The organism is Amycolatopsis sp. NPDC104863, assembly GCF_055582965.1.
Genome location: NZ_JBVJOW010000009.1, coordinates 441,857 through 464,790 on the forward strand (window position 1 = coordinate 441,857; position 22,934 = coordinate 464,790).

General features: G+C 72.5%; 23 protein-coding genes. 10 read left to right on the forward strand and 13 right to left on the reverse strand.

Going from position 1 to position 22,934, the window contains the following annotated elements; genetic code table 11:
* Window positions 1-2: 2 nt before the first annotated feature.
* On the forward strand, window positions 3-449 hold the full coding sequence (locus tag ACZ63J_RS40785) for an OsmC family protein (RefSeq protein WP_465310015.1): 447 nt from the start codon (window positions 3-5) through the stop codon (window positions 447-449).
* A 9-nt stretch (window positions 450-458) separates the two neighbouring features.
* On the opposite strand, the gene ACZ63J_RS40790 is transcribed toward ACZ63J_RS40785, so the two are convergent.
* Both ACZ63J_RS40790 and ACZ63J_RS40795 read right to left on the reverse strand, forming a co-directional pair.
* Window positions 459-710, reverse strand: coding sequence for a hypothetical protein (locus ACZ63J_RS40790; RefSeq protein ID WP_465335408.1), 252 nt, complete (start codon window positions 708-710; stop codon window positions 459-461).
* A gap of 152 nt (window positions 711-862) precedes the next feature.
* A complete protein-coding gene (locus tag ACZ63J_RS40795; RefSeq protein ID WP_465405528.1) occupies window positions 863-1,096 on the reverse strand; it encodes a hypothetical protein in 234 nt (77 codons plus the stop codon).
* A gap of 144 nt (window positions 1,097-1,240) precedes the next feature.
* Between ACZ63J_RS40795 and coaE the strand changes: the two genes are divergently transcribed.
* A complete protein-coding gene (coaE, locus tag ACZ63J_RS40800) occupies window positions 1,241-2,425 on the forward strand; it encodes a dephospho-CoA kinase (RefSeq protein ID WP_465405530.1) in 1,185 nt (394 codons plus the stop codon).
* Here the strand turns inward: coaE and ACZ63J_RS40805 are convergent.
* From ACZ63J_RS40805 to ACZ63J_RS40825, 5 genes are all read right to left on the reverse strand, one after another.
* The gene (locus ACZ63J_RS40805) at window positions 2,422-3,045 is read right to left on the reverse strand and encodes a response regulator (protein ID WP_465310019.1); all 624 of its coding nucleotides are present in this window, start codon (window positions 3,043-3,045) and stop codon (window positions 2,422-2,424) included. The two genes, coaE and ACZ63J_RS40805, sit on opposite strands and share 4 nt — an antisense overlap.
* Window positions 3,042-4,310, reverse strand: coding sequence for a sensor histidine kinase (locus ACZ63J_RS40810; protein ID WP_465405532.1), 1,269 nt, complete (start codon window positions 4,308-4,310; stop codon window positions 3,042-3,044). The genes ACZ63J_RS40805 and ACZ63J_RS40810 overlap by 4 nt, the downstream gene beginning before the upstream one ends.
* Window positions 4,307-5,815, reverse strand: coding sequence for a glycosyltransferase family 39 protein (locus ACZ63J_RS40815; protein ID WP_465405534.1), 1,509 nt, complete (start codon window positions 5,813-5,815; stop codon window positions 4,307-4,309). The genes ACZ63J_RS40810 and ACZ63J_RS40815 overlap by 4 nt, the downstream gene beginning before the upstream one ends.
* 61 nt (window positions 5,816-5,876) lie before the next feature.
* On the reverse strand, window positions 5,877-7,382 hold the full coding sequence (locus ACZ63J_RS40820; RefSeq protein ID WP_465405536.1) for an ArnT family glycosyltransferase: 1,506 nt from the start codon (window positions 7,380-7,382) through the stop codon (window positions 5,877-5,879).
* A 104-nt stretch (window positions 7,383-7,486) separates the two neighbouring features.
* Complete coding sequence (locus tag ACZ63J_RS40825) at window positions 7,487-8,914, reverse strand: MFS transporter (RefSeq protein ID WP_465405538.1); 1,428 nt, start codon at window positions 8,912-8,914, stop codon at window positions 7,487-7,489.
* 116 nt (window positions 8,915-9,030) lie between these two features.
* Here ACZ63J_RS40825 and ACZ63J_RS40830 point away from each other — a divergent pair, with 116 nt between their 5' ends.
* A complete protein-coding gene (locus ACZ63J_RS40830; RefSeq protein WP_465405540.1) occupies window positions 9,031-9,666 on the forward strand; it encodes a TetR/AcrR family transcriptional regulator in 636 nt (211 codons plus the stop codon).
* Here ACZ63J_RS40830 and ACZ63J_RS40835 read toward each other — a convergent pair.
* Window positions 9,663-10,181, reverse strand: a complete 519-nt coding sequence (locus tag ACZ63J_RS40835; protein ID WP_465405542.1) for a ribonuclease FAU-1 family protein — start codon at window positions 10,179-10,181, stop codon at window positions 9,663-9,665. The two genes, ACZ63J_RS40830 and ACZ63J_RS40835, sit on opposite strands and share 4 nt — an antisense overlap.
* Before the next feature lie 104 nt (window positions 10,182-10,285).
* On the opposite strand from ACZ63J_RS40835, the gene ACZ63J_RS40840 reads away from it, so the two are divergent.
* From ACZ63J_RS40840 to ACZ63J_RS40865, 6 genes are read left to right on the forward strand one after another with little or no spacing between them, the layout of a single operon-like run.
* Window positions 10,286-11,749, forward strand: a complete 1,464-nt coding sequence (locus tag ACZ63J_RS40840) for a DUF5685 family protein (protein ID WP_465405544.1) — start codon at window positions 10,286-10,288, stop codon at window positions 11,747-11,749.
* A gap of 12 nt (window positions 11,750-11,761) precedes the next feature.
* Window positions 11,762-12,373 (forward strand): carboxymuconolactone decarboxylase family protein, encoded by a 612-nt coding sequence (locus tag ACZ63J_RS40845; RefSeq protein ID WP_465405546.1) that lies wholly within the window; start codon window positions 11,762-11,764, stop codon window positions 12,371-12,373.
* A 46-nt stretch (window positions 12,374-12,419) separates the two neighbouring features.
* Window positions 12,420-14,576: an excinuclease ABC subunit UvrB gene (gene uvrB, locus ACZ63J_RS40850; protein ID WP_465310029.1), complete on the forward strand. Its 2,157-nt coding sequence runs from the start codon at window positions 12,420-12,422 to the stop codon at window positions 14,574-14,576.
* Between the two features lie 48 nt (window positions 14,577-14,624).
* Entirely contained in the window at window positions 14,625-14,897 is a 273-nt protein-coding gene (locus tag ACZ63J_RS40855) for a type II toxin-antitoxin system VapB family antitoxin (protein WP_465405548.1), read from the forward strand.
* Window positions 14,894-15,292: a type II toxin-antitoxin system VapC family toxin gene (locus tag ACZ63J_RS40860; protein ID WP_465405550.1), complete on the forward strand. Its 399-nt coding sequence runs from the start codon at window positions 14,894-14,896 to the stop codon at window positions 15,290-15,292. The genes ACZ63J_RS40855 and ACZ63J_RS40860 overlap by 4 nt, the downstream gene beginning before the upstream one ends.
* Window positions 15,289-15,636 carry an MmcQ/YjbR family DNA-binding protein gene (locus ACZ63J_RS40865; RefSeq protein ID WP_465405552.1) on the forward strand — a complete coding sequence of 116 codons (348 nt, stop codon included), beginning with the start codon at window positions 15,289-15,291 and terminating at the stop codon, window positions 15,634-15,636. Before ACZ63J_RS40860 ends, ACZ63J_RS40865 begins: the two co-directional genes overlap by 4 nt.
* On the opposite strand, the gene ACZ63J_RS40870 is transcribed toward ACZ63J_RS40865, so the two are convergent.
* Window positions 15,633-16,022, reverse strand: coding sequence for a VOC family protein (locus tag ACZ63J_RS40870; protein ID WP_465405554.1), 390 nt, complete (start codon window positions 16,020-16,022; stop codon window positions 15,633-15,635). The two genes, ACZ63J_RS40865 and ACZ63J_RS40870, sit on opposite strands and share 4 nt — an antisense overlap.
* Window positions 16,023-16,080: 58 nt before the next feature.
* Window positions 16,081-17,472, reverse strand: coding sequence for a S28 family serine protease (locus tag ACZ63J_RS40875; RefSeq protein ID WP_465335424.1), 1,392 nt, complete (start codon window positions 17,470-17,472; stop codon window positions 16,081-16,083).
* Between the two features lie 236 nt (window positions 17,473-17,708).
* Here ACZ63J_RS40875 and ACZ63J_RS40880 point away from each other — a divergent pair, with 236 nt between their 5' ends.
* Window positions 17,709-18,209 (forward strand): SRPBCC family protein, encoded by a 501-nt coding sequence (locus ACZ63J_RS40880; protein WP_465310034.1) that lies wholly within the window; start codon window positions 17,709-17,711, stop codon window positions 18,207-18,209.
* On the opposite strand, the gene ACZ63J_RS40885 is transcribed toward ACZ63J_RS40880, so the two are convergent.
* The 3 genes from ACZ63J_RS40885 to ACZ63J_RS40895 all read right to left on the reverse strand — a co-directional run bounded on the left by ACZ63J_RS40885 (window position 18,206) and on the right by ACZ63J_RS40895 (window position 22,885).
* A complete protein-coding gene (locus tag ACZ63J_RS40885; RefSeq protein ID WP_465405556.1) occupies window positions 18,206-18,946 on the reverse strand; it encodes an enoyl-CoA hydratase/isomerase family protein in 741 nt (246 codons plus the stop codon). The genes ACZ63J_RS40880 and ACZ63J_RS40885 overlap by 4 nt on opposite strands.
* A 145-nt stretch (window positions 18,947-19,091) precedes the next feature.
* On the reverse strand, window positions 19,092-20,018 hold the full coding sequence (locus tag ACZ63J_RS40890) for an ABC transporter permease (protein ID WP_465335428.1): 927 nt from the start codon (window positions 20,016-20,018) through the stop codon (window positions 19,092-19,094).
* Window positions 20,015-22,885, reverse strand: coding sequence for an alpha/beta fold hydrolase (locus ACZ63J_RS40895; protein ID WP_465405558.1), 2,871 nt, complete (start codon window positions 22,883-22,885; stop codon window positions 20,015-20,017). Before ACZ63J_RS40895 ends, ACZ63J_RS40890 begins: the two co-directional genes overlap by 4 nt.
* Window positions 22,886-22,934 lie beyond the last annotated feature (49 nt).

Below are 22,934 nucleotides of genomic sequence, written 5' to 3' on the forward strand. Positions count from 1 at the left end.
CGATGGCACACCCCGAGCCCGGCACGGTCGTCGTCACCGCGAGCGGCGACGGCACCTACACGCAGCAGGTCACGACGTCGAGCCACACGCTGCTGGTCGACGAGCCGGTCGCGGTCGGGGGCGCCGACGCCGGCCCGAACCCGTACGAGCTGCTGCTCGCGTCGCTGGGTTCGTGCACGGCCATCACGCTGCGGATGTACGCCGACCGGAAGGGGTTCCCGCTGGCCAGGGCGACGATCCGGCTCCGCCACGACCGCATCCACGCCGAGGACTGCGCGAAGTGCGAAACCGAGCGCGGCATGATCAGCCGGATCACGCGGGAGATCGAGCTGGAGGGTGAGCTCGACGACGACCAGCGCGCCAAGCTCATGCTGATCGCGGACAAGTGCCCGGTGCACCGCACACTCTCGTCGGAAATCGCGATCGAGACGCGCGAAACCGGCCGGTGAGCCGGGTGGTCAGGCGGCGCGGGCGGCGGCCACCGGCCGCACCGTCGTGACGCCGACCGCCGGGACCCAGATGCGCTCGAGCGCGGCCGCGCGAGCCTTGCGGCGGAGCCCGGCGAAGCTGTGCTTGGCCGGGATCAGCAGGGCGTTCAGCCAGGTCCGCCGGTAGTCGTCGAGGGCCTCGGCCACCGGGCGATGAAGAACGCAGTGCACCAGCCCCGGCGTGCCGAGCCGGTGCCTCCCGACGTGCTTGCTGTTCGCCATCGTTCCTCCGTGTGGGCGACCCTGTCGCGCGCACGGTACGCAGTTCGGGCGGGGAACGTGGGTAAGCAACGCGGCGTGTCCGGATATCGGTTGAGTCACGCGTCACGATCGTCTTGCGGATCACCCGTCCGTGTGCGTCGACGACGACGTCGTCACGCGGGCGGGGTCGTGACCTGGCCGTTCGCGCACGTCGTGGTGAAGGGGATCCACGTGCGCTTCACCGCGTACAGCGTGCGGTACGGCTGGGCCTGGATCCGGTAGACGCCGGACAGGCAGCCGCCGACCGGCTCGGCCGGGCTCACCGCCGGCAGGTCGGGCGCCACCACGGCGAGCCCGCCGGCCCCCAGCAGTGCGACGGCGGCCTGGCCGATCTTCGCCAGCTTCATGGTCCCTCCCCTGACCCGGCGAGCGAGGCAGCCCGCTGCCCATCGCATCGGAAAACGATTACCCGCGTTACGGGGGCGGCCCGGCGCCTCACACGAATGGGCGCACCCAGCGGCCTCCCCGGGGGTCTGACTAGGGTGATCGGCATGTTGCGCGTGGGGTTGACGGGTGGGATCGGGGCCGGCAAGTCGACCGTGGCGAACCGGCTCGAAGAACACGGCGCCGTGCTGGTGGACTCCGACCGGATCGCCCGTGAGGTGGTGGAGCCCGGCACCGAGGGGCTCGCCCGGCTCGTCGAGGAGTTCGGCGACGGCATCCTGGCCGCCGACGGCTCGCTCGACCGGCCCGTGCTCGCCGCGCGGGCGTTCGCCGACGACGAGTCGCGGCACCGGCTGAACGCGATCGTGCACCCCCTGGTCGGCGCCCGCACCGGGGAGCTGATGGCCGCCGCCAAGCCGGACGCGGTCGTCGTCCACGACATCCCGCTGCTGGTCGAAAACGGCCTCGCGACGGCGTATCACCTGGTCGTGGTCGTCGATGCGCCGGTCGAGGTGCGGGTCCGGCGGCTCGTGTCGGCGCGCGGGATGGCCGAGGAAGACGCGCGGGCGCGGATTCGCGCGCAGGCCAGCGCCGAGCAGCGCCGCGCCGTCGCCGACGTCTGGCTGGACAACGGCGGCGCCGAAGACGCCGTGCTCGCCGAGGTCGACGCGCTGTGGGCCGACCGGCTGGTGCCGTTCGAGGCGAACGTCCGGCTGCGCCGCCCCCGCCCGCCGATGTCACCGAAGATCGCCGAGTACGACCTGACCTGGCCGGCGCAGGCCGAGCGGGTGCTCGCCCGGGTTCGCGCCGCGGCGGGGGAGCTGGCCCTGCGCGCCGACCACATCGGGTCGACCGCCGTGCCCGGCCTGCCCGCGAAGGACGTCCTCGACCTGCAGGTGACGGTATCCACCTTGGCCGACGCCGAAGCGCTGAAGGAACTGCTGTCCGACGCGGGCTTCCCGCGGCTGGAGGGCGACTGGTACGACGACGCCCAGGACGGCGGCGAGCCGTGGCCGAAGCGGCTGCACGTCGGCGCCGACCCGCGGCGTCCGGTGAACCTGCACGTCCGGGCCACCGAGACGCCGGCCTGGCGGCTCGCGCTGCTGTTCCGCGACTTCCTGCGCGCGAACCCCGACGAGCGTGACGACTACCGCGACGTGAAGCTGCGGCTGGCCGACGCGCACGCCGAAGACGGCACGGTCGAGGCGTACGCCGACGAGAAGCAGGACTGGGTCAACGCCGCGTTCGGCCGCGGGGAGAAGTGGGCCGCGGCCACCGGCTGGACATCCTAGGAGCCCAGCAGCCCGCGTTCGAACGCCACGGCCACCGCGGCGGCGCGGTCCTTCACGCCGAGCTTCGCGTAAACGTGGACCAGGTGCGTCTTGACCGTCGCTTCGCTGATGAAGAGCTTCTTCGCGGTTTCCTTGTTCGTCGAGCCGCGGGCGACCAGGGTGAGCACCTCGAGCTCACGCTGGGACAGCGGTTCGCGGACCGGCTCGCGCATCCGGCCCATCAGGCGGCTGGCGACCGCGGGGGAGAGCACCGCCTCCCCGCGGGCGGCCGCCTCGACGGCGCGGAACAGGTCCTCGCGCGGCGCGTCCTTCAGCAGGTACCCGGTCGCGCCGGCCTCGATGGCCGGCAGCACGTCCGAGTCCGTGTCGTAGGTCGTGAGCACCAGGACCCGCGCCGGGTTGCCGAGCCGGGCCAGCTCGGTGATCGCCGCGACGCCGTCCGTGCCCGGCATCCGCAGGTCCATCAGCACGACGTCGGGGCGCAGCCGCTCGGCCAGCACCACGGCTTCCGCGCCGTTCGCCGCCTCGCCGACGACCTCGAAGCCGCGGCCGGTGAAGATGCCGCGCAGCCCGTCGCGGACGATCGGGTGGTCGTCGGCGATGAGCACGGTGATCGTCACGCGAAGGCCTCCGGCAGGGGCGGGACGGCGGGGAGGGCGGCCGAGATCGCGGTGCCGCCGCTTTCGGACTCGATGTGGAGCGTACCGGCGAGCCGCTGGACCCGGCGGCGCATCCCGGCGAGCCCGAAACCGGGGCCGGCGCCGGGGGTGAAGCCGACCCCGTCGTCGCGGACGTCGAGGGTCACCTCGCCGTCCATGTAGGACAGCGTGAGCCCGACCCGCCCGGCCGACGCGTGTTTGTCCACATTGGACAACGCTTCCTGGGTGATCCGCAGGATCGCCGCCTCGACCTCCGGGTGCAGCCGCCGTGGAACGCCGGTGGTGGTGAACTCGGCGGGGACGCCGGTCCGCTCGCTCCACTTCGCCGCGACGTCCGCGAGCGCGTCGGGCAGCGGGTCGGTGTCCAGCGGCGCGGGGTGCAACGCGCGCACCGACCGCCGGGCGGCGGTGAGGTTCTCGCGTGCCAGCGCGGCGGCGGAAGCGAGGTGCCGCCGCCATTCCGCCGGCTCGTTCTCGGCCAGCGCGGCGGCTTCGAGCTGGGTGATGATGCCGGTGAAACCCTGCGCGAGCGTGTCGTGGATCTCCTGGGCCAGCCGCTGCCGTTCGTCGAGGATCCCGGCTTCGCGGGCCTGGCCGAGCAGCTGCCGTTGCAGGCCCTCGTTTTCCGCCTGTGCCGCGGCCAGCTCGTCCAGCGTGCGGCGGCGGTCTTCGTTCTGCCGCGCGACCGCGGCCGAGAGCGTCGCGCCGCCGCCGATGGTCACCGTCTGCACCACCACCAGCATGACCACGATGCCGGGCTGCTCGCTCAGCGCGTGCGCCGGCCCGCCGTTGCCCATGGTGTTGATCAGCAGCGACGTCGCCGCGAGCGCGAGGAAGGCGAGCCAGGTCGGCCGCAGCCGCGTCGCGGCCAGGAAAGCGAAGATCACGAAGATCAGGAACGTGACGTCCCGGGCTTCGAGCGCGCTGCCCAGCCCGAGCACGCCGAGGAACGCGGGCAGGGCGAACGCCGGGTGCGCGCGCAGCCGCGGCGGCGCGAGGGTTTCCACCAGGACCAGCCAGCACGTCGTGGCCGCGACCAGCACGCCGGTCGTCGCCCACCAGCGGCCGTCGTGCCCGCCGATCGCCGCGCTGATCCCCGTCGAGACGGCCAGCAGGGCGTAGGGCAGGTACCGCTCGATGCGGTGCAGCCACGGTCCCCGGACCCCGGCCGGCTTCGCCGTGAACGGCGGCCAGAGCGACCGGCTCCAGTCGATCTTCAGGCTCACGCCCGCATGTCCTTGAGCGAGGGCCAGATCTCGGCCCAGCTCGCCGTCCGGCCGGTGAGCTCCCAGACCGGCATGTGCTCACTGGCGTTGCGGATGCCGAGGCGGTTGCCGACCTGGCCGACGATCCGGGCGGTCCCGAAGTGCTTCGCGAGCTTCGAAGGGTCGTAGCCGATGAAGAGCACGGTGCCGGCGTTGTCGGCTGGGCGGCCGAAATACCAGAAACCCCGGCTGGGACTGTAGGCCTCGGGCAGGCCGCGCTCCGGCCCGTACCGGCCGAGCGCGCCCGCCTGCCAGTACCCGCCGGTCACGATCGCGGTGCCCGGCGGCGCCGTCCGGTACAGCGCGGCGACGTCGTCGGTGAGGTCCGGCCAGCCGATCTCCTCGGCGGCGTAGGCGGGGCGTGGCGCCGCCGGGTGGTCGGCGAGCCAGTGCGCGGGCCACACCGGCAGCGTGAACGGCAGGCTGAACAGCGCCGAGAGCACGAAGACCGGCCACGTCGGCACCCACCGCCACCACCTCGCCGGCTCGCGCGCTTCCAGGTGGACGGCGGCCGCGGCCCACAGGACACCGAACATCCCGGCCGCGTAGTAAAACCGCCCGTTCGCGACGAGGAACACCGCGACGACACCCAGCGCCGTCCAGCCCAGGAACCGGTACGGCCGCAGCTGGTTGCTCCCCACCAGCACGGTGACGCCGTAGAGCACCCCGAGCGCGCCGATCACCCAGCCCGCGCCGGCGAGCAGGTTCGGGACGAAGCTCTCGCGGCCGCCCGCCGCGTCGACCTCCGCGCCGACGGCGTCACCCATCGCGAGCTGCGGCCAGCCGTTCGTGTGCTGCCACAGCACCGTCGGCACCAGCGAAGCGGCGGCGATGAGCGCGCCCAGCCAGAGTTTGGGACGGCGTAAGAGGTCCCGCGGCCCGAACACGAGGATCGCGAGCCCGGCCACCGCCCAGAACGCGGCGATGAGGAGCTTGTCGTTGAGCGCCACCGCCGTCACCACACCGAGCCAGACGAGCAGGCCGTCGTCCCGTGTGCGGACCCAGCGGACCACCAGCCAGAGCACCAGCGTCCACAGCAGCGGGTCGATCGTCGACGTCGCCAGGTAGTGGCCGCTGCCGACGAACTGCCCGCAGATCGCGTACGCCGCCGCGGCGCGGGTCTGCGCCTTGCGCCGCCCGCCGAGCTCCCGCGCGATCAGCGCGGTGACCACGACCCCGGCGGCGGTGGCGGCGATCGCCGGCAGCCGGAACACCACGAGCGAGCCGGGCGCGAGGGTGTTCATCAGCCAGGCGAGCGCGGGCACCAGCGGCGGCTGGTCGGCGTACCCCCACGCCAGGTGCTTCCCGGCGGCGAGGAAGTAGAGCTCGTCACCGAAGTAGCCGTAGCGGCCGGCGGTGAGCAGCAGGACGGTGGCCGTGCCCAGCGCGAGCAGCGCGACCGGGAGCCGGGCGAAGGGCGCGAGCCCGGGTTTCACCTGGTCGGGGGCCGTGGTCACGGCGTCCATCGTGCTCCTGTTCCTCGTCCGGCCCGGTCCTTCCCGCACCCTACGTGGCCGGGCACGCGGCTCACGTGTGGGTGTTCACGACCTGCGGCCAGAGCACCGGCCACGGCTCGGTCCGGCCGGTCGCCAGCCACAGCGGCACGCCGTCGAAGTAGCTCGGTTTCGCGCCGCCGGTGTCCACCTTCCCGAGCGGCCGGATGTCGGCGAAGTGCCCGGCCAGCGGCCGCGGGTCCGTCCCGACGTACGGGACGTCCGTCGCGCTTTCGGACGGGACCGTCAGCGTCGCGTAGCCGCGGTTGCCGCTCGCCGGTTCGGGCAGGCCGAGCTCACGGCCGTAGCGGTCGAGCGCACTGGCTCCCCAGTACGACTCGGTCAACACCGCGGTGTGCGCCTTCCCGGGCAGCGCGGCGAACGTCGCGGCCACCGACCGGGCGCCTTCGGGCCAGCCGATCTCCGCGAACGCGAAGACGGGCTTCGGCAGCCCCGGGTGCTCGCTCAGCCAGGCCTGCGGCCAGACCGGCACCGCCCCCGGCAGGGCGAGTAGCGCGGTCAGCACGTAACACGGCCAGGTCGCGAGCCACCGCCACCAGCGCGACGGCTCCCGGCGTTCGACCGCCACCGCGGCCATCGCCCAGCACACCGGGAACATCCCGGCGACGTAGTAGCTCCGGCCGTTCACGGCCAGGATCACGACGGTCAGCACCACCGCGGTCCAGCCGAGGAACCGGAACTCCTGGTCGCGCAGGAGCCGCCAGAGTCCGTAACACAGCAGCGCCACCCCGACCGGGAGGCCGGCCACGACCAGCGCCGACGGCAGGAACAGCAGGCGCCCGCCCCACGTGTCACCGACCTCCTGCGAGATCGCCGCGCCCATGCCGAGCTGCGGCCAGCCGTGCGCCGCCTGCCAGACCAGCGTCGGCACCAGCGCGACCACCGCGATCGCGGCGCCCAGCCACAACGCGGGCCGCCGCAGCAGCTCCCGCGGGCCGCAGACGAGGATCGCGACCCCGGCGGCGAGCCAGAACCCGCCGATGAGGAACTTCGTGTAGAGCGCGACCGCCGTCACCACCCCGGCCCAGACGAGCAGGCCGTCGGCGCGGGTGCGCACCCAGCGGACCAGCAGCCACAGCAGCAGGGTCCAGAGGAACGGGTCCACTGTGGACGTCGCGAGCAGGTGCCCGCTCGCCAGGAACTGCGTCGACACGGCGAAAGCGCCCGCGGCGAGCGTCTGCGCCTTCCGCCCGCCGCCCAGCTCCCGGGCGATCAGCGCGGTCAGCACGGCGCCGCCGACCATGGCGAGCATCGCCGGGATCCGCAGCACGAACGGGGAATGCCCGAGCGCGTCCATCGTCCGGGCCAGCAACGGCAGCAGCGGCGGCTGGTCGACGTACCCCCAGGCGAGGTGCCGCCCGGCGGCGAGGAAGTAGAGCTCGTCGCCGAAGTAGCCGTAGCGGTTCGCGGTGAGCAGCAGCGGGACCGCCATCAGCGCGGCCACGACCGCCACCGGCGTCCGGGCGAAGGGCGCCACCGGCCGGACCCGGGCCGGGGCGGGCGCGGTGGTCACGCTCATCGGACCGCCCCGCCCGTGGTGTTCTTGCTCGACATGTCGCCGTCCCCCTTCGCTCCGTTTCCCGACGCATCGAGAATCCCGCCGCGCCGGGGCCGGGCACATCGTCAGGACGGTCCGGACCCGGGTCCGCCGCCGGTGGACCCGGCATCCACCGATCGGAGGATGTGCCGGGTGAGCACGAGCGCGAGCACGAAGGTGAGCGCGATGCCGCCGGCGACGGCGAACACCGCCGCCCGGATCCCGCCGCCGCCGTTCGCGACCAGGACCAGCACCGCGAGCCCGGCCGCGGCGCCGATGCCGGATCCGGTGGTGACGATCCCCGAGGCGATCCCCTGCTGCGGGTCGGGCACCCGGGTCGCCGCGGCGATGTACATGACCGTGAAGACCATCCCGTCGCCGACGCTGACCACCGTCAGGCCCGGCACCAGCCAGGCGTAGGAGCCGTCGGGCGTGAGCGCGAACCCGAGCAGGCACGCGCCGATCGTGCCGACGGCGAGGGCGCCGAGCAGGGCGCGCCGGACGCCGATCCGGGTCACCACCGGGCCGGCCAGCACCGAGCCCGCGACCACGACCGCGGTCGGCAGCAGGAACCCGAGGCCGGTCTCCAGCGCGTCGTACCCCCGGACGTCCTGGAAGTAGAGGGACAGGAAGTACAGCAGCGAGCCGAAGGTGGCCGTGAACATGAACGCGACCACCGTGGCCGGCACGAGGCTGGGACTCGTCACCAGGTGGCGGGGCAGCAGCGGGTCCGCGCTGCGCCGTTCGATCATCGCGAAGGCGCCCAGCAGCAGGACTCCCGTGATCGTGGCGGCGACGATCTCCGGGGAGCCCCAGCCCGCGTCCGGCCCCCGGACCAGCGCGAACGCCAGCAGGGTCACGGCGCCGGTGACGCTCACCGTGCCGGCCAGGTCGAACCGCCGGGTCGTCACCCGCGGCCCGTCGGCGGCGATGAGCGCGAACGCCGCCACGATCGCGGCGCCGGCCAGCGGGACGTTGACGAAGAACACCGCCCGCCACCCGAACCCCTGCGTCAGCAGGCCGCCGAGCAGCACGCCGACGACCAGGCCGGCCGCGCCGGCGCCACCCCACACGCTCAGCGCGCGGTTGCGGTCGCGGCCCTCGGCGAAGCTCGTGGTGATGATCGCCAGGGTGCTGGGGAAGACCAGCGCCCCGCCCAGGCCCTGGAGCGCGCGGGCGGCGAGCTGGAGCAGCGGCGCCGTGGCCAGCCCGCCGGCGACCGACGCGAGGGCGTAGAGCGTCAGCCCGGTGACCAGCATCCGGCGGCGGCCGAGCAGGTCCGCGGCCCGGCCGCCGAACAGCAGGAACCCGCTGGAGGCGATCGCGTAGGTGCTGACGACCGCTTGGAGCGTCTGCGCGGAGTAGCCCAGGTCGCGGCCGATCTCGGGCAGCGCGACCACGACGATGTACTGGTCGAGGGAGACGATCAGCATCGCGAACGCCAGCAGGGCCAAGCGCGCGTTGCGGCGCCCCGCGAGGGGGTTCACCGATCTCAGGTCCGGTTCGGACAGCATGCGTACCTCCTGGTCGGGCCCCTGTGGTAGAGCTGAACTGTACGCTTCAGTTCATATGAACTCAACAGTTCAGTTCAGCTGAACTGGACGGCACAGTTCAGGGGTAGGCTGCGGGGATGACGGACACACGACGGCGCACCCCCACCGGCGAGCGCGCCGACCTCAAGCGGCGGGCGATCGTCGACGCCGCCCGCGAGGTGTTCCTCGCCGGCGGTTTCGAAGCCGGCATCGACGTCATCGCCCAGCGGGCCGACGTGTCGAAGGTGACGATCTACAACCACTTCGGCAGCAAGAGCGAGCTGTTCCACGCCGTCATCCACGACGCGCTCAAGGAAGCGCTCCAGCAGTCGACCCTGGCCCTGGAGAAGAGCCTCGCCGAGTCCGACGACATCCGCGAGATCCTCGTGCGGACGGCGCGGGGCTGGGTGGCGGGGATGGCGCAGCCGCAGGTGCTCGCGCTCCGCGCGCTCGTCGCCGGGGAGGCGCAGCGGTTCCCCGAGCTGGGCCGCGCGTGGAAGGCCAACGGCCCCGACCTGACGTCGGCGATCCTCGCCGGGGAGTTCCGCAAGCGCGTCGACGCCGGCGAGCTCGCGATCCCGGACGTCGACCTGGCCCTGGTCCAGCTCTACGCCCTCGTCCTCTACCCGCACTTCACCCACGCCGCGTACGGCGAACGGATCGACGCTCAGCGCACCGACGACCTCATCAACCGGGGCGTCGACATGTTCCTCGGGTACTACGCGGCCGGTTAGGGGTGCCGCCGCCAGGTGAGCGTGATGTCCTTCGTGGCGAGCCAGGCGGTGAGGTCGTAGCCGTGGGCGGCCAGCCCGTCCACGGTGGCGTAGGCCGTCTTCAGCGCGAACTCGGCGTCTTCGGCGCCGAGCAGGCCCGCGGCGTGGGCTTCGAGGAGCTCGTCGGTGTCGATCACCCGCAGCGACAGCTTGTCCCGGAGCACCAGGTCGACGTAGAGGTCGGTGGCGACCCAGCGCGGGCCGTCCCGGCGGACGCGGACGACGTCGAGGTAGAAGTCCTGGTCGCGCTCGTGGCCGGGGGAGAACCAGAAGTCGGTGATCCGCAGGCCGAACCCGGGCAGCAGCCACGACTCGAGGTAGTGGAACTGCGCGCGGCCCGGGGTCGGGCGGGCGAGGTAGAGGCCGAACGGCTCCTCGTGGTACTCGTCGACCTTGCGCAGGATGCCCTTCGGGTCGATGTTCGCGCGCTCGGCGGGGTCGAAGATCTCGACCTTCGGCGCGTGCAGTCCGGCCATGGCGCTCATCCTGCCGGGCCGGTCACGAATCGCGTACTTCCGCCACGCGCGCCACACGTTCGGGCTAAGGTTCGCCGACCGTCCGGGAGGCGAGGGGGCCGGGGATGTTCGGGATCATCAGGCCGTGCCGGCACCGGCTGGCGGGCGACCTGCACGCGGACTGGCTGGCGCACCTGTGCGGGCTCTGTCTCACGCTGCGTGACGAACACGGTCAGCTCGCCCGCGTCGTCACCAACTACGACGGCCTGATCATCTCGGCGCTGGTCGAGGCCCAGACGCCGGCGGCGGACCGGCGCCGCGACGCGGGCCCGTGCCCGCTGCGCGGCATGCGTTCGACATCGGTGGCGCGGGGCGAAGGCGCCCAGCTCGCCGCGGCGGTGTCCCTGGTGCTGGCGGCGGCAAAGGTCGGCGACCACGTCGAGGACCACGACGGCGCGTTCGCCCGCCGCCCGGTGGCCGCGGCCGCCCGCCGCGTCGCGGCCCGCTGGGCGGAGCAGGGCAGCCGCACCGGCAGCCGGGTCGGCTTCGACACGGCGGTGCTCACGGAGGCGGTGTCACGGCAGGCTTCGCTGGAGAGCACGGTCGGGTTCGGGGATTCACCGCTGGTCGCGACGGAACCGGCGGAGCTGGCGACGTCGGCGGCCTTCGCGCGGACGGCGGAGCTGGCGGGACGGCCGGGCAATGTGGCGCCGCTGGCGGAGGCGGGCCGCCTGTTCGGCCGGGTCGCGCACCTGCTGGACGCGGTCGAGGACCAGGCCGCCGACGCGGCCGCGGGAGCGTGGAACCCGTTGCCGGCCACGGGAACGGGGTTGGCGGAGGCCCGGCGGTTGTGTGACGACGCGGTGCTGGGGGTGGAGCTGGCATTGCGGGAGGCGGAGTTCGCGCGGCCGGCGCTGGTGCATGCGTTGCTGGTGCACGAGCTGCGCCAAGCAGTGCGGCGAGCCTTCGGCCATGGCGGGGCGCACGGCTCGGGCCCGACGCACGGCGAGCTTCGGCAGCCGATGCACGGCGAAGATCCGCGCGCGGCTGGTGCCTTCGGGCAGCAGCCGCCGCCGGGGTGGATCGGGCCGGGGCCTCGGCCGCAGCAACATCCTCACCAGCCTCCGTCGCCGGGATTTCCGCCGCCGGGCACCCCCGGGTACTCGGGCGGTCCCGCCGGGCACGGCCCATGGGGGCCAGGCAGCACCTCCCGGCCCGAGGGTCCCGGCGGGCCGACTGGGCCTGGCGGCCCGGGTGGACCCGGCGGCCCGGGTGGACCTGGCGGCCCGGGTGGACCTGGCGGACCTGGAGGCCCTGGAGGCCCTGGAGGCCCCAACGGTCCCGGCGACTCCGGCGAACCCGAGCCCCTCCACGGCAAGGGCGGCGGCCTCTGGTACCCGAAGTTCGCCGTCCCGCCGAAACCGCGCAACTTCCTCCTCGGCTGCACGATCGCGCCGTACATGTGCTGCACCTGCCAGTTCTGCTGCCGTGATCCCTATCCTGGGCCGTGGAGCGGGAAACCCCACTCGAGCTGCGACTGCGACTGCGATTGTTGCGACTGCTGCTCCTGCTGCGACTGCAACTGCTGAAGGCGGTGGACGATGACCGAGCCGATGGACCGCCTGCATGCCCGCGGCCGGGCCACCTTCGGCGGGCTGGTCGAAGGCGGCGAAGCGCGTCTCGACGCCCTCTTCGCGACGATCCCGGCGCTCGGCGAGCTGGCCGTCGGCACGGTCTACGGCCACCTCCACGAACGTCCCGCCCTCGATCCCCGCACGCGCGAAGCCGCGACGCTCGCGGCGATCGTCGCGGCGGGGATGGTCGGGCCGCCGCTGAGCGTCCACCTCCGCACCGGCCTGGCTTCGGGCCTCGCCCCGGCCGAAGTCTGCGAAGTTGTCGTCCAGACCGCTGCCTTCGCCGGTTTCCCCCGCGCGGTTTCCGCGGCCGACCAGCTGAACCGGCTCTTCGAGAGCCACGACCTGCCCGTCCCGCCACCGCCGTCGCCGCGTGAGGTCGTGCTGGCGCACCTCTCGGCCCCAGCAGGCGAGGTCGCCGACGTGCTCGCGGAGTTCCCGCGCTTCGAGGCCCAGGCGACCGGACCCGACCGGGTGCTCGTCTCGTGCTTCGGCGACGGCCCCGCGCCCGGTGCCGTCCTGCACTGCGTGGTGGCCGGCGGCGAAGTGACGTCCGTGACGGTGTTCCGACCCCGCTGACCAGGGCCGACGGAAATTGTCGGTGCCGCGTCGTACTCTGGTCGACGTGGCTTTCGCAACCGAACACCCCGTGCTCGCCCAGTCCGACTTCCGGCCCGTCTCGGAGATCCCGCGGACCGGCGGCCGGTTCGAGGTGATCAGTGACTACCAGCCCGCCGGCGACCAGCCGGCGGCCATCGACGAGCTCGAACGCCGGGTCAAGGCGGGCGAGAAGGACGTCGTGCTCCTGGGCGCCACCGGCACCGGCAAGTCGGCGACCACGGCGTGGCTGATCGAGCGCGTCCAGCGGCCGACACTGGTGATGGCGCCGAACAAGACCCTGGCCGCGCAGCTGGCGAACGAGCTGCGCGAGCTGTTCCCGAACAACGCGGTCGAGTACTTCGTCAGCTACTACGACTACTACCAGCCCGAGGCGTACATCGCGCAGACGGACACCTACATCGAGAAGGACTCGTCGATCAACGACGACGTCGAGCGGCTGCGGCACTCGGCGACGATGAACCTGTTGTCGCGCCGGGACGTCATCGTGGTCGCGAGTGTCTCGTGCATCTACGGCCTGGGCACCCCGCAGTCCTACCTCGACCGGTCCTCGAAGCTGAAGGTCGGTATGCAGCTCGACCGGGACGTCTTCCTGCGGGCCCTGGTCGACGTGCAGTACACGCGCAACGACATCGCCTTCGCGCGCGGCACGTTCCGGGCGCGCGGCGACACGGTGGAGATCATCCCGGCGTACGAGGAGCTGGCGATCCGCGTCGAGTTCTTCGGTGACGAGGTGGAGAAGCTCTACTACCTGCACCCGCTGACCGGCGACATCGTCAAGGAGGTCGACGAGGTCCGGATCTTCCCGGCGACACACTACGTCGCGGGCCCGGAGCGGATGGAAAAGGCGATCCAGGGCATCGAGCAGGAGCTGGAAGAACGCCTGGCGGAGCTGGAAAAGCAGGGCAAGCTCCTGGAGGCGCAGCGGCTGCGGATGCGCACGGCCTACGACATCGAGATGATGCGGCAGGTCGGGTTCTGCTCCGGCATCGAGAACTACTCGCGTCACATCGACGGCCGCGGCGCGGGCACGGCGCCGGCTACGCTGATCGACTACTTCCCGGAGGACTTCCTCCTGGTCATCGACGAGTCGCACCAGACGGTGCCGCAGATCGGCGGCATGTACGAAGGCGACATGTCGCGGAAGCGGAACCTGGTCGAGTACGGCTTCCGGCTGCCGAGCGCGGTCGACAACCGGCCGCTGACCTGGGAGGAGTTCTCCGACCGGATCGGGCAGACGGTCTACCTGTCGGCGACACCGGGGCCGTACGAGATGGGCCAGGCGGCCGGCGAGTTCGTCGAGCAGGTGATCCGGCCGACCGGCCTGGTCGACCCGAAGGTGGTCGTGAAGCCGACCGAAGGCCAGATCGACGACCTGGTCCACGAGATCCGGGAGCGGGCGGAGAAGGACGAGCGCGTCCTGGTCACCACGCTGACCAAGAAGATGGCCGAAGACCTCACCGACTACCTGCTGGAGCTGGGCATCCGGGTGCGGTACCTGCACTCGGAGGTCGACACGCTGCGCCGGGTCGAGCTGCTGCGGCAGCTGCGGGCGGGCGACTTCGACGTGCTGGTCGGCATCAACCTCCTGCGCGAGGGGCTCGACCTGCCGGAGGTGTCGCTGGTCGCGATCCTCGACGCGGACAAGGAAGGCTTCCTCCGGAGCGGGACGTCGCTGATCCAGACGATCGGCCGCGCGGCGCGCAACGTGTCGGGCGAGGTCCACATGTACGCGGACAAGATCACCGACTCCATGCAGCACGCGATCGAGGAGACCGACCGCCGCCGCGAGAAGCAGGTCGCCTACAACGTGGAGCGCGGGGTCGACCCGCAGCCGCTGCGGAAGAAGATCGCCGACATCCTCGACCGGGTCTACAGCGAGGCCGAGGACACCGAGCAGGTCTCGGTGGGCGGCTCGGGCCGCAACTCGTCCCGGGGCAAGAAGCCCGAGCAGGGCGACCGGGTCCGCAGCTCGGGAATGCTGGTGGACAAGGACGTCTCGGCGATGCCGCGCGCCCAGCTGGCCGACCTGATCCAGCAGATGACGGACCAGATGATGCAGGCGGCGCGCGACCTCCAGTTCGAGCTGGCGGCCCGCCTGCGTGACGAGATCTCGGACCTGAAGAAGGAGCTGCGGGGCATGGACGCGGCCGGGATCAAGTGACACCGGTCACTCGATCGAGTAGTACACCCTGGGCGGTATCATTACACCATGGCGATGAACATCAAGGACCCGGAGGCCGAGCGACTGGCCACCGAGGTCGCCGAGCTGACCGGCGACACCAAGACCGGTGCCGTCCGGGAGGCGCTGCGTCTACGGCGTGACCAGCTCCGGAAACAGGAGAACGCCGAAGAGCGGCTGAAGCGGATGCGACGGGTCTTGGAAGAAGAGATCTGGCCCTTGATCCCACCCGAGGAGCTGGGGAAGCCGATCCCCAAGGACGAGTGGGAAGAGATCCTCGGCTTCGGGCCGGAGGGCGTGTGATCATCGACAGCTCGGCGATCGTCGCGATCCTTCGCCGCGAGCCGGATCACGAGCTACTGGAGGAACGCCTCGCCGAGGCGAGCGACGCCAAGATCGGAGCGCCGACCCTGGTCGAGGTCGGTACCGTCCTGACCGCGAGACTGGGCGGACGGGGCCGGCTCGTACTCGCGAGATTTTTGCAGGACAACCACATCACCACCGTTTCGTTCACCGAGGAGCACGCCGAGGTCGCCATCGACGCGTTCGGCCAGTACGGGAAAGGGCATCATCCGGCCAAGCTCAACATGGGTGACTGCTACACCTACGCCACGGCCAAGATCGCGAGGGAACCCTTGCTCTGCATCGGGGACGACTTCCCGCAGACCGACCTCGAACTCGTCAAGCTCGAGCAATGACCATCGCCGCCGTCGTCGCGTACTGCCTTGCCAAGCCGGGCGCCGAGGAGACCTACCCCTTCGGGGACCACGTGCTCGTCGCGAAGGTCGGCGGTAAGGGTTTCGCCTTCATCGGGCAGGACGAGCCCGGCAGTGTCGCCGTCAAGTGTGGGGCCACCCGGGAAGAAGCGGCCGAACTGCGGGAGCGGTACCCGGACGCCGTGTCCGTGATGGACTACCTCGGCCGCTACGGCTGGAACCGCGTCGAGCTCGGCGCCGGAGTGCCGGACGCCGAGCTCGAAGACCTGGTCGACGACTCCTACGAAGACGTCGTCGGGCGGCTGCCCAAGGCGAAACGCCCTTAGGACGGCACCGGCGCGTTCTCGTCCGGTTGCAGCATCCCGAAGATGTTCCCCTCGGTGTCCTTGACGTACGCGAGCCAACCCACGCCCGGCACCGGGTTCTTCGGCAGCGCCAGCGATCCGCCCGCCTCGGTCACCGAAGCGAGAGCCTGGTCGAGGTCGTTGACGCCGATCGTGTTCACGTACCCGTGGACCGGCGCCGTCTCCTCGGGCGCCGGGCCGACGCGGGGGACGAGGCCGCCGTCGATTCCGTCGCCTTCGCCGGTCGAGATCACCCAGTACGGGACGTCGCCCCAGCGCTCGAACTTCCAGCCGAACACCGCCGTGTAGAACGCCACCGCGCGGTCGGGGTCGCTCGCGTGGATCTCGAAGTGGACGGGACGAGGCATGCCGCCTCCTCAGGCCGGGCCGTCAGGTGCCGTGAGACTACGCCCGGCCTGAGGAAAGTCACAGCGGCGGACGCTGCGCGAGGGTGAGGTCGGTGTCGAAGTCGGGGAAGCCGGCCGGGGCGCTGCGCGCCGTCAGCGCGGACGTGGGCGGCAGGCCGGCCCAGCGCCGGACCGTCGCCGTGGCCGCCGCGGCGTCGGCCGGGGCCAGCTGCGCGATCTTCGAGCCGTGGTTGCCGCCCTGGACGTAGTACCGGTAGGAGTCCCGGCTGCCGAAGCCGAGTTCGAACGGCTCGGCGCCCCACGGGTCGTTCGAGCCGTAGACGAACAGCAGCCGGGTGCCGCGGGACTTCACCCAGAAGTCGACGTCCGGCATGGCCAGGTAGTCGAACCGCGGGATCTTGACCGACGACGGCACGAACGTCTTCGGCTGGTCGGCGCCCGGGTAGCGGAGCAGGTCGCGCAGGTACCCGTCGTACGCCTCGGGCGAGCCCAGCTGGGCCGCCGCCTGGTAGTAGTACGGGACGAACGGCTCGAGGTCCTGGTCGGAGTAGGTGTTGAGGCTCTCCACCTTCTCGTACCAGGCGTAGACCTCCGCCGCCGGCGCGCCCGCGGCCGGCACCGTCGCGCAGTCCGCCTGTGTCTGGTACTGCCAGAACGCGAAGTACGAGTCGATCACCGAGATCTCGAGGGACTTGTCGGCCGAGCCGACGATCGAGAACGTCAGCCCGCGCTTGGCCGCGTCCACGGCGGCGATCGCGCCCAGCTCGTCACGCCGCTTCAGCGCGTCTCGCTGGATCGCCTTCAGGGCGTCGCGGCAGCCAGGGTCGTTGCCGACGCGCGAGAGGAACCGGTTGTAGACGTCGAGCGGGTCGATGACGTCGTTGGGCGCGACGTAGGGGACCGTGCCGTCGACGTCGTCGGGGAAGAAGCGCCGGAAGTACGTCGCGGTCATCCCGCCCTTGCTGCCGCCGGTGGCCAGCCACTTGCCCGGGTAGATCGCCTTGAACGCCTGCACCGCGCGGTGCTCGTCCGCCGCGGCCTGCCAGATCGTCAGCTGCTTCGCCCAGTTCTCCGGCTCCGGCCGTGACGGCTTGAAGTACCGGTACTCCATCGAGAGCTGGTTGCCGTTGACGATCTGCGTCGGCTCCGAGCGGTTCGGCGCGGTGCTGACGTTGTAGCCGCTGGTGAAGGCCACGGTCGGCGCGGTGAAGTCGCGGTGCAGCAGGGTGAAGCGCTGCTGGAACGTGCCCGCCTCGGGGTGCCGGTGGTCGGCGGGCTGGGTGTAGGTCAGCTGGAAGAACCGGTAGCCGGCCGGCGCCGGGTTCTCCGCCACGACCGTCAGCCCGGGGATCTTCTGCAGGGCCGCCTTGATGTCGGGGGCGGCGCTGACCGCGGGCGCCAGCCCGACGAACGCCAGCACGACCGCCGCGGCGGTGAACAGTCTGCGCATGGAAGCACCCTCCCCGGCTCCGGAACCCACCGTGGGACCCTCACAGAATCGGCCCCGGTCGGCAATCGGCTGTCCGGGCGCAGAATCGGTGAGGACCCGACTTTCGGCGGGTGGCGCGGGCGCCGGGTGACGTCCTCCGGCTTGCCCGACCACGCGCATCGTGCGAGTTGCCGCCGTGATCGGCGCCACGTTACGGTCCGAAGCCGTAGGCACCGTCATCGAGCGAGGGGTCCGCCATGAAGGTTTCCGACTGTCCTACGACCCAGGTCGAGGTCCGCATCGACGCGCGGCCGGCCGAGGTCTGGTCCTGGCTGCTGGACGTCGACCTGCCCGCCCGGTTCTCCAGCGAGTACCAGGGCGGCGGCTGGGTCGAAGGGTCCGAGCCCGGTCTCGGCGCGCAGTTCCGCGGCCGCAACTCGCACCCGGTCGCCGGGGAGTGGGAGACGGTTTCGACGGTCACCGGCTACGAGCCCGGGCGGCTCTTCGCGTGGTCGGTGATGGACGTGACCAACCCGGCCGCGTCGTGGAAGTTCGAGCTCGTCCCGGACGGCGACGGCACGCTCCTGCGCCAGTGGGCCCAGATCGGCCCCGGCCCGTCCAACCTCACGACGATCATCGCCTCGATGCCCGAGCACGAGGACGAGATCGTCGCGATGCGGCTGGGGGAGCTGCAGGACAACATGCAGAAGACGGTCGAGGGCATCAAGGCCCTCGCCGAAACCGGGGTGCGCGCCTAACGCAGCACCCGGTCCACATAGGACTTGACGGCGGCCAGCGCCGCGGGTGCCCGCCACAGCCGCTCGACCTCGGGGTCGTCGGCGTGGCGGTACTCGGCGATCCGCTCGTGGTAGGGCTGCCGGATCTGGGCCTTGGTGTGCGCGAACGCCTCGGCCGGCAGCTCGCCGAGCCGGGTCGCGACGGCGAGGGCCCGCTCGAGCACGTCCTCCGGCGGAGCCAGCTCGTCGACCAGACCCGCGGCCAGCGCGTCCTCGCCGCCGCGGGTTTCGCCCGTGTAGGTGAGCGACGGCAGCGGGGCCGTGCCGTAGGCGCAGCGCAGGATTTCCAGCGCGGCCAGCGGGAACGGCACCCCGACCAGCAGCTCGGTCACGCCGATCGTGCCGGCGCCGAGCACACGGTGGTCGCAGGCGGCGGCGAGCACCGCACCACCGGCGACGGCGTGCCCGTTCAGCGCGGCGACCACCGGACGCGGGCAGCCGAACACGGCCAGCAGCGCGTCCGACAGCAGCGGCAGGAACTCCGAGACGTAGGACGCGCCGCCGTCGTCGATCCGCTTGAGGTCGACGCCCGCGGAGAAGACGCGCCCGGTGCCGGTGAGCACGACCGCGCGGGCCTGGTCGACCTCCTCCAGCCGCAGCACGAGTTCGCGGCACGAGTCCGTGTCGAGGGTGTTGCCGCCGCCGTGGTCGATTCGCAGCACGGCGATGTCGTGGTGGCTCTCCAGCTTGATCGGCACGTGCCCGACCGTAACCGCTCAGGATTTGGTGCTCAACCGCACGACGCCGAAGTGCTCGCGGCGCACCAGCTCGGTGACCTCGGCCGCCCTGCTGCTCGCCTTCACCAGCGGCGCCGGCGGCTGATGACCGCCACCACGGCGGTCATCAGCTGGTGATGTCCTTCCGGGCGAACCGCCGCCCGGCGTAGAGGACGAACACCGTTCCGTAGATCGCCGCCGAGAGCATTCCGCTCGCCAGGTTGGTCCAGTCGACGTCGGTCGAGATCAGGTCCATCCACGAGAACGCGTAGTGCGTCGGCAGGTAGTTGCGCAGGCCCTCCAGCGCCGTGATCTGGTCGAGGATCTGCGACAGGATCGCCACCAGCACCGCGCCGCCGACCGCGCCGAGCGGGGCGTCGGTCGTCACGCTCAGCGCGAGCGCGAGCCCGGCCACCCAGGCCAGCTGCAGGATGATGTACACAGTGGACAGTGCGATGGCCAGCATGCTGTCGCCGAAGGAAACCGCGTCGCCGGTCGGGCTGATCGCGTCGCCCGCGCCGTACCAGAGCAGGCCGACGATCAGGGACATCACCGGCAGCAGCACCAGCGCCGCCGCCGACAGCAGCCCGGACACGATCGCCTTCTGCCGCAGCACCCGGTGCCGCGGCACCGGCACGGCCAGCAGGTACTTCAGGCTCGACCACGACGCCTCGCTCGCGATGGTGTCGCCGAAGAACAGCGCGACGATCATCGGGAGCAGGAACGTCCCGGACACGAACAGCGCCAGCACGACGAAGTTCGGCGCCGAAGCCGTGGCCAGGTCGACGAACCCGCCGCTGCGCCGGTTCGGGTTCGACTGCCCGGCCTCGAACGCGATCACCAGGATGAACGGCAGGATCGCGACGAACCCGAGCAGGAACTGCGTGCGCCGCCGCTTGAGCTGGCGCCGCAGCTCGACGCCGAGCCGCAGCGTCCGCCGGGCGCTGTAGCCCTCGACGGCGCCGTCCGGCCCGACCGCGGCGTGCTCGTGCGACGCGACGTCGCTCAGCTCGTCGAGTGCGTGCGGATCGGTGTGGACACCCGAGTCACTCACTGCTCTTCTCCGACCAGTTGCAGGAACGCGTCTTCCAGCCGGCGCCGGGGCCCGGCCTGCTCCACCGCGACGCCGGCGCGGACCAGCGCCGCGACCGCCTCGGCGCGCGGCAGCCCGTCGAGGTCGGCGTGCACCAGGTCACCGTCGACGTCGACCGAGGTGACCCCGCCGGCCGCCTTCAGCGCGGCGGCGGCCGCGGCCGGGTCGTCGACCCGGAACGTCGCCTCGCCGCCGGCCGCGGCCAGCTCGCCGACCTCGCCCGCGGCGACCAGCGCGCCGCGGTGCATGACCACGACGTGCGTGCAGGTCTGCTCGACCTCGGCCAGCAGGTGGCTGGACACCACCACGGTGCGGCCGGTGGCGGCGTAGCGCTGCAGCACCTCGCGCATCTGGTGGATCTGGGGCGGGTCGAGCCCGTTGGTCGGCTCGTCGAGCACCATGAGCTCCGGCAGGCCGAGCATCGCCTGGGCGATCGCCAGCCGCTGCCGCATGCCCTGGCTGTAGGTGCGCACCCGGCGGTCGACCGCCGCGCCGAGCCCGGCGATCTCCAGTGCCTCGCCGAAGTGCGCCTTGTCCGCCGGCCGTCCGGTGGCCGCCCAGTACAGCTCGAGGTTCGCCCGGCCGGACAGGTGCGGCAGGAAGCCGGAGCCCTCGACGAACGAGCCGATGCGCGAGAGCACCGGGGCGCCCGCGGTGATCTTGTGCCCGAAGACCCGGATGTGGCCCTTCGTCGGCGTGATCAGGCCCATCAGCATCCGGAGCGTGGTCGTCTTGCCCGCGCCGTTCGGCCCGAGCAGGCCGAGCACCTGGCCCGGTTCGACGCGGAAGGACAGGTCGTTCACCGCGACGAACCCGCCCGGGTACTCCTTGCGCAGCCCCTCGATGACGAGCGGGGTGGTGGCGAGCTCCGGGTCGATGTCGGTGGCCCGGCGGCGGCGCAGCGCGGCGAAGAGCACCACGGCCACGCCGATCGCGAGCGTCACGCCGATGCCGGCCAGCTGCCCGACCGGGGCCGGGGAGCCGACGGACGTCCCGGGCACGACCGGCACGGCCAGCGCGGTCCCGCCGGCGAGCGCGACCCGGAACACCGCGGGCGCGGCCGGCGAGGCGAACGCCTGGTCGGTGGTGCCGACGACCAGCCGCAGCGAGTGGCCGCCCTCGATCGGGCGGACGATGCCCGGGAGCGTGACGGTCACCTCGACCGGCGTGCCGTCGGCGGGCAGCCCGCTCACCCGGAACGGCGCGATCGCGTTCGACGGCAGCACGCGCGAGCCGTCCTGCCCGACGTCGTAGAGCTTCGCGAACAGCACCGCGTCCGGCTGGGGGTGCGCCGGGTCCGCGGCGACCTGCAGCCGCACGGTGGACGAGCCGCTGACGACGACCTGCGAGTCCACCGGCGCCGTGGTGAACTGCGCGGACTGGCCGGGCGGGTCGTTGCTGAACAGCGCGCCGAGCCGCGACGAGCTGCTCGCGACGCCGTTGAGGCCGGGGATCCCGCTCACCGCCGACGGGTTCGCGCCGGCCGGGCGCACCACCGACTGCGCGGGACCGGCCATCGGCAGCAGCCGGCGTTCGGCGGCCGGGCCGGTCAGCCCCGGGTAGGTGTCCGCGGTGACGGTGCGGACCGACGGTGTCCCGTTGGCGCGCAACGTGCCCTGGACGTCGTAGCTGAAGCCGGTGCCGGGGTCGCCGCCGTTGACGGCGTCCCAGAGGAAGTCGCCGATCTTCGTGCGCAGCTGCGGTCCGGGCTTCCCGCCGTCGTGGCCGCCGGCGTACCAGATCGTGCGGACCTTGCCGCCCGCCGCGGTGATCTGCCGGGCGGTGGCGTCGGACTGGTCGAGGCCGAAGAGCGTGTCGCTCTCGCCCTGCACCAGCAGGGTCGGCACGGTGATCTTGTCCGTCACCGAGACCGGCGACACGCGGCGCAGCAGGTCGACGCTCGCCTGGCTGGTCTCCCCGGTCGTGCCGAGCTCGGTGTAGGCGCGGCAGACCGCGGCCGTGAAGCGCCCGCAGGGGTCGGCCGCGGCGCCGCCACGGGGTCCGCCCCCGCCGTTCGGCGCGGCCGGGACGGCGGCCGCCGCGGCGCCCGCCCCGGTCGCGGCGGTGGACCCGCTGTCGGTCTCCTGCCCGGCTTCGGGCGCTTCGGCCGACGGCGAGCCGCTCGCCGCCGCGCCGGACCCGGCCGAGAAGAAGATGCCCGCCCAGCTCTTCTTGAACACGCCGTCGGTCGCGAACGCGCCGGCGGCCGGGGTGCCCGAGGGCCGGAGCGCGGGGGTGGCCGCGTTCGGGACCAGGCCCTGGGCGAGGTCGTTGTAGGTGATCACCGGGGCGATCGCGTCGACGCGCTTGTCGGTGCCGGCCAGCAGCAGCGAGAGCGCGCCGCCGTAGGAGGCGCCGGTGACCGCGACCTTCGGGTCGCCGCTCGGGTCGGTGGTGACCTGGTGCTGCGCGACGAGCCGGTCGATCAGGCGGCTCGCGTCGGCGACCTCGCCGGCCGGGTCGTTCAGCCCGATCTTGCCCGTGCTCTTCCCGAACCCGCGCGCGGACCACGTCATCACGACGAAACCCTTCCGCGCGAGCTCGCGGGCGTCGTCGGCGACGCTGGTCTTGTCCCCGCCGAAGCCGTGCGCGAGCAGCACCGCGGGCGCGGGCACGGTGGCGGGCAGGTAGGTGGTCGTGTCGATCTTGACCTGCTCCGCCGAGCCGGGCGCGGCGGGCATGTCGACCAACGCGTCCTGCGTGGGCACGGGCGGGGGCGCCGCGGGCCGCGTGATCCAGAAGACCGCGCCGGCGGCCAGGACCACGACGACGGCGGCGAGCGCGGTGAGGCGGGCTCCGCGGGTGCGTGGGAGCGGGAGTCGGGGCACGGGGTGACCGTATGTGAAGTTTCCTGAGAGTGCCCTCAACGGCGGGCGG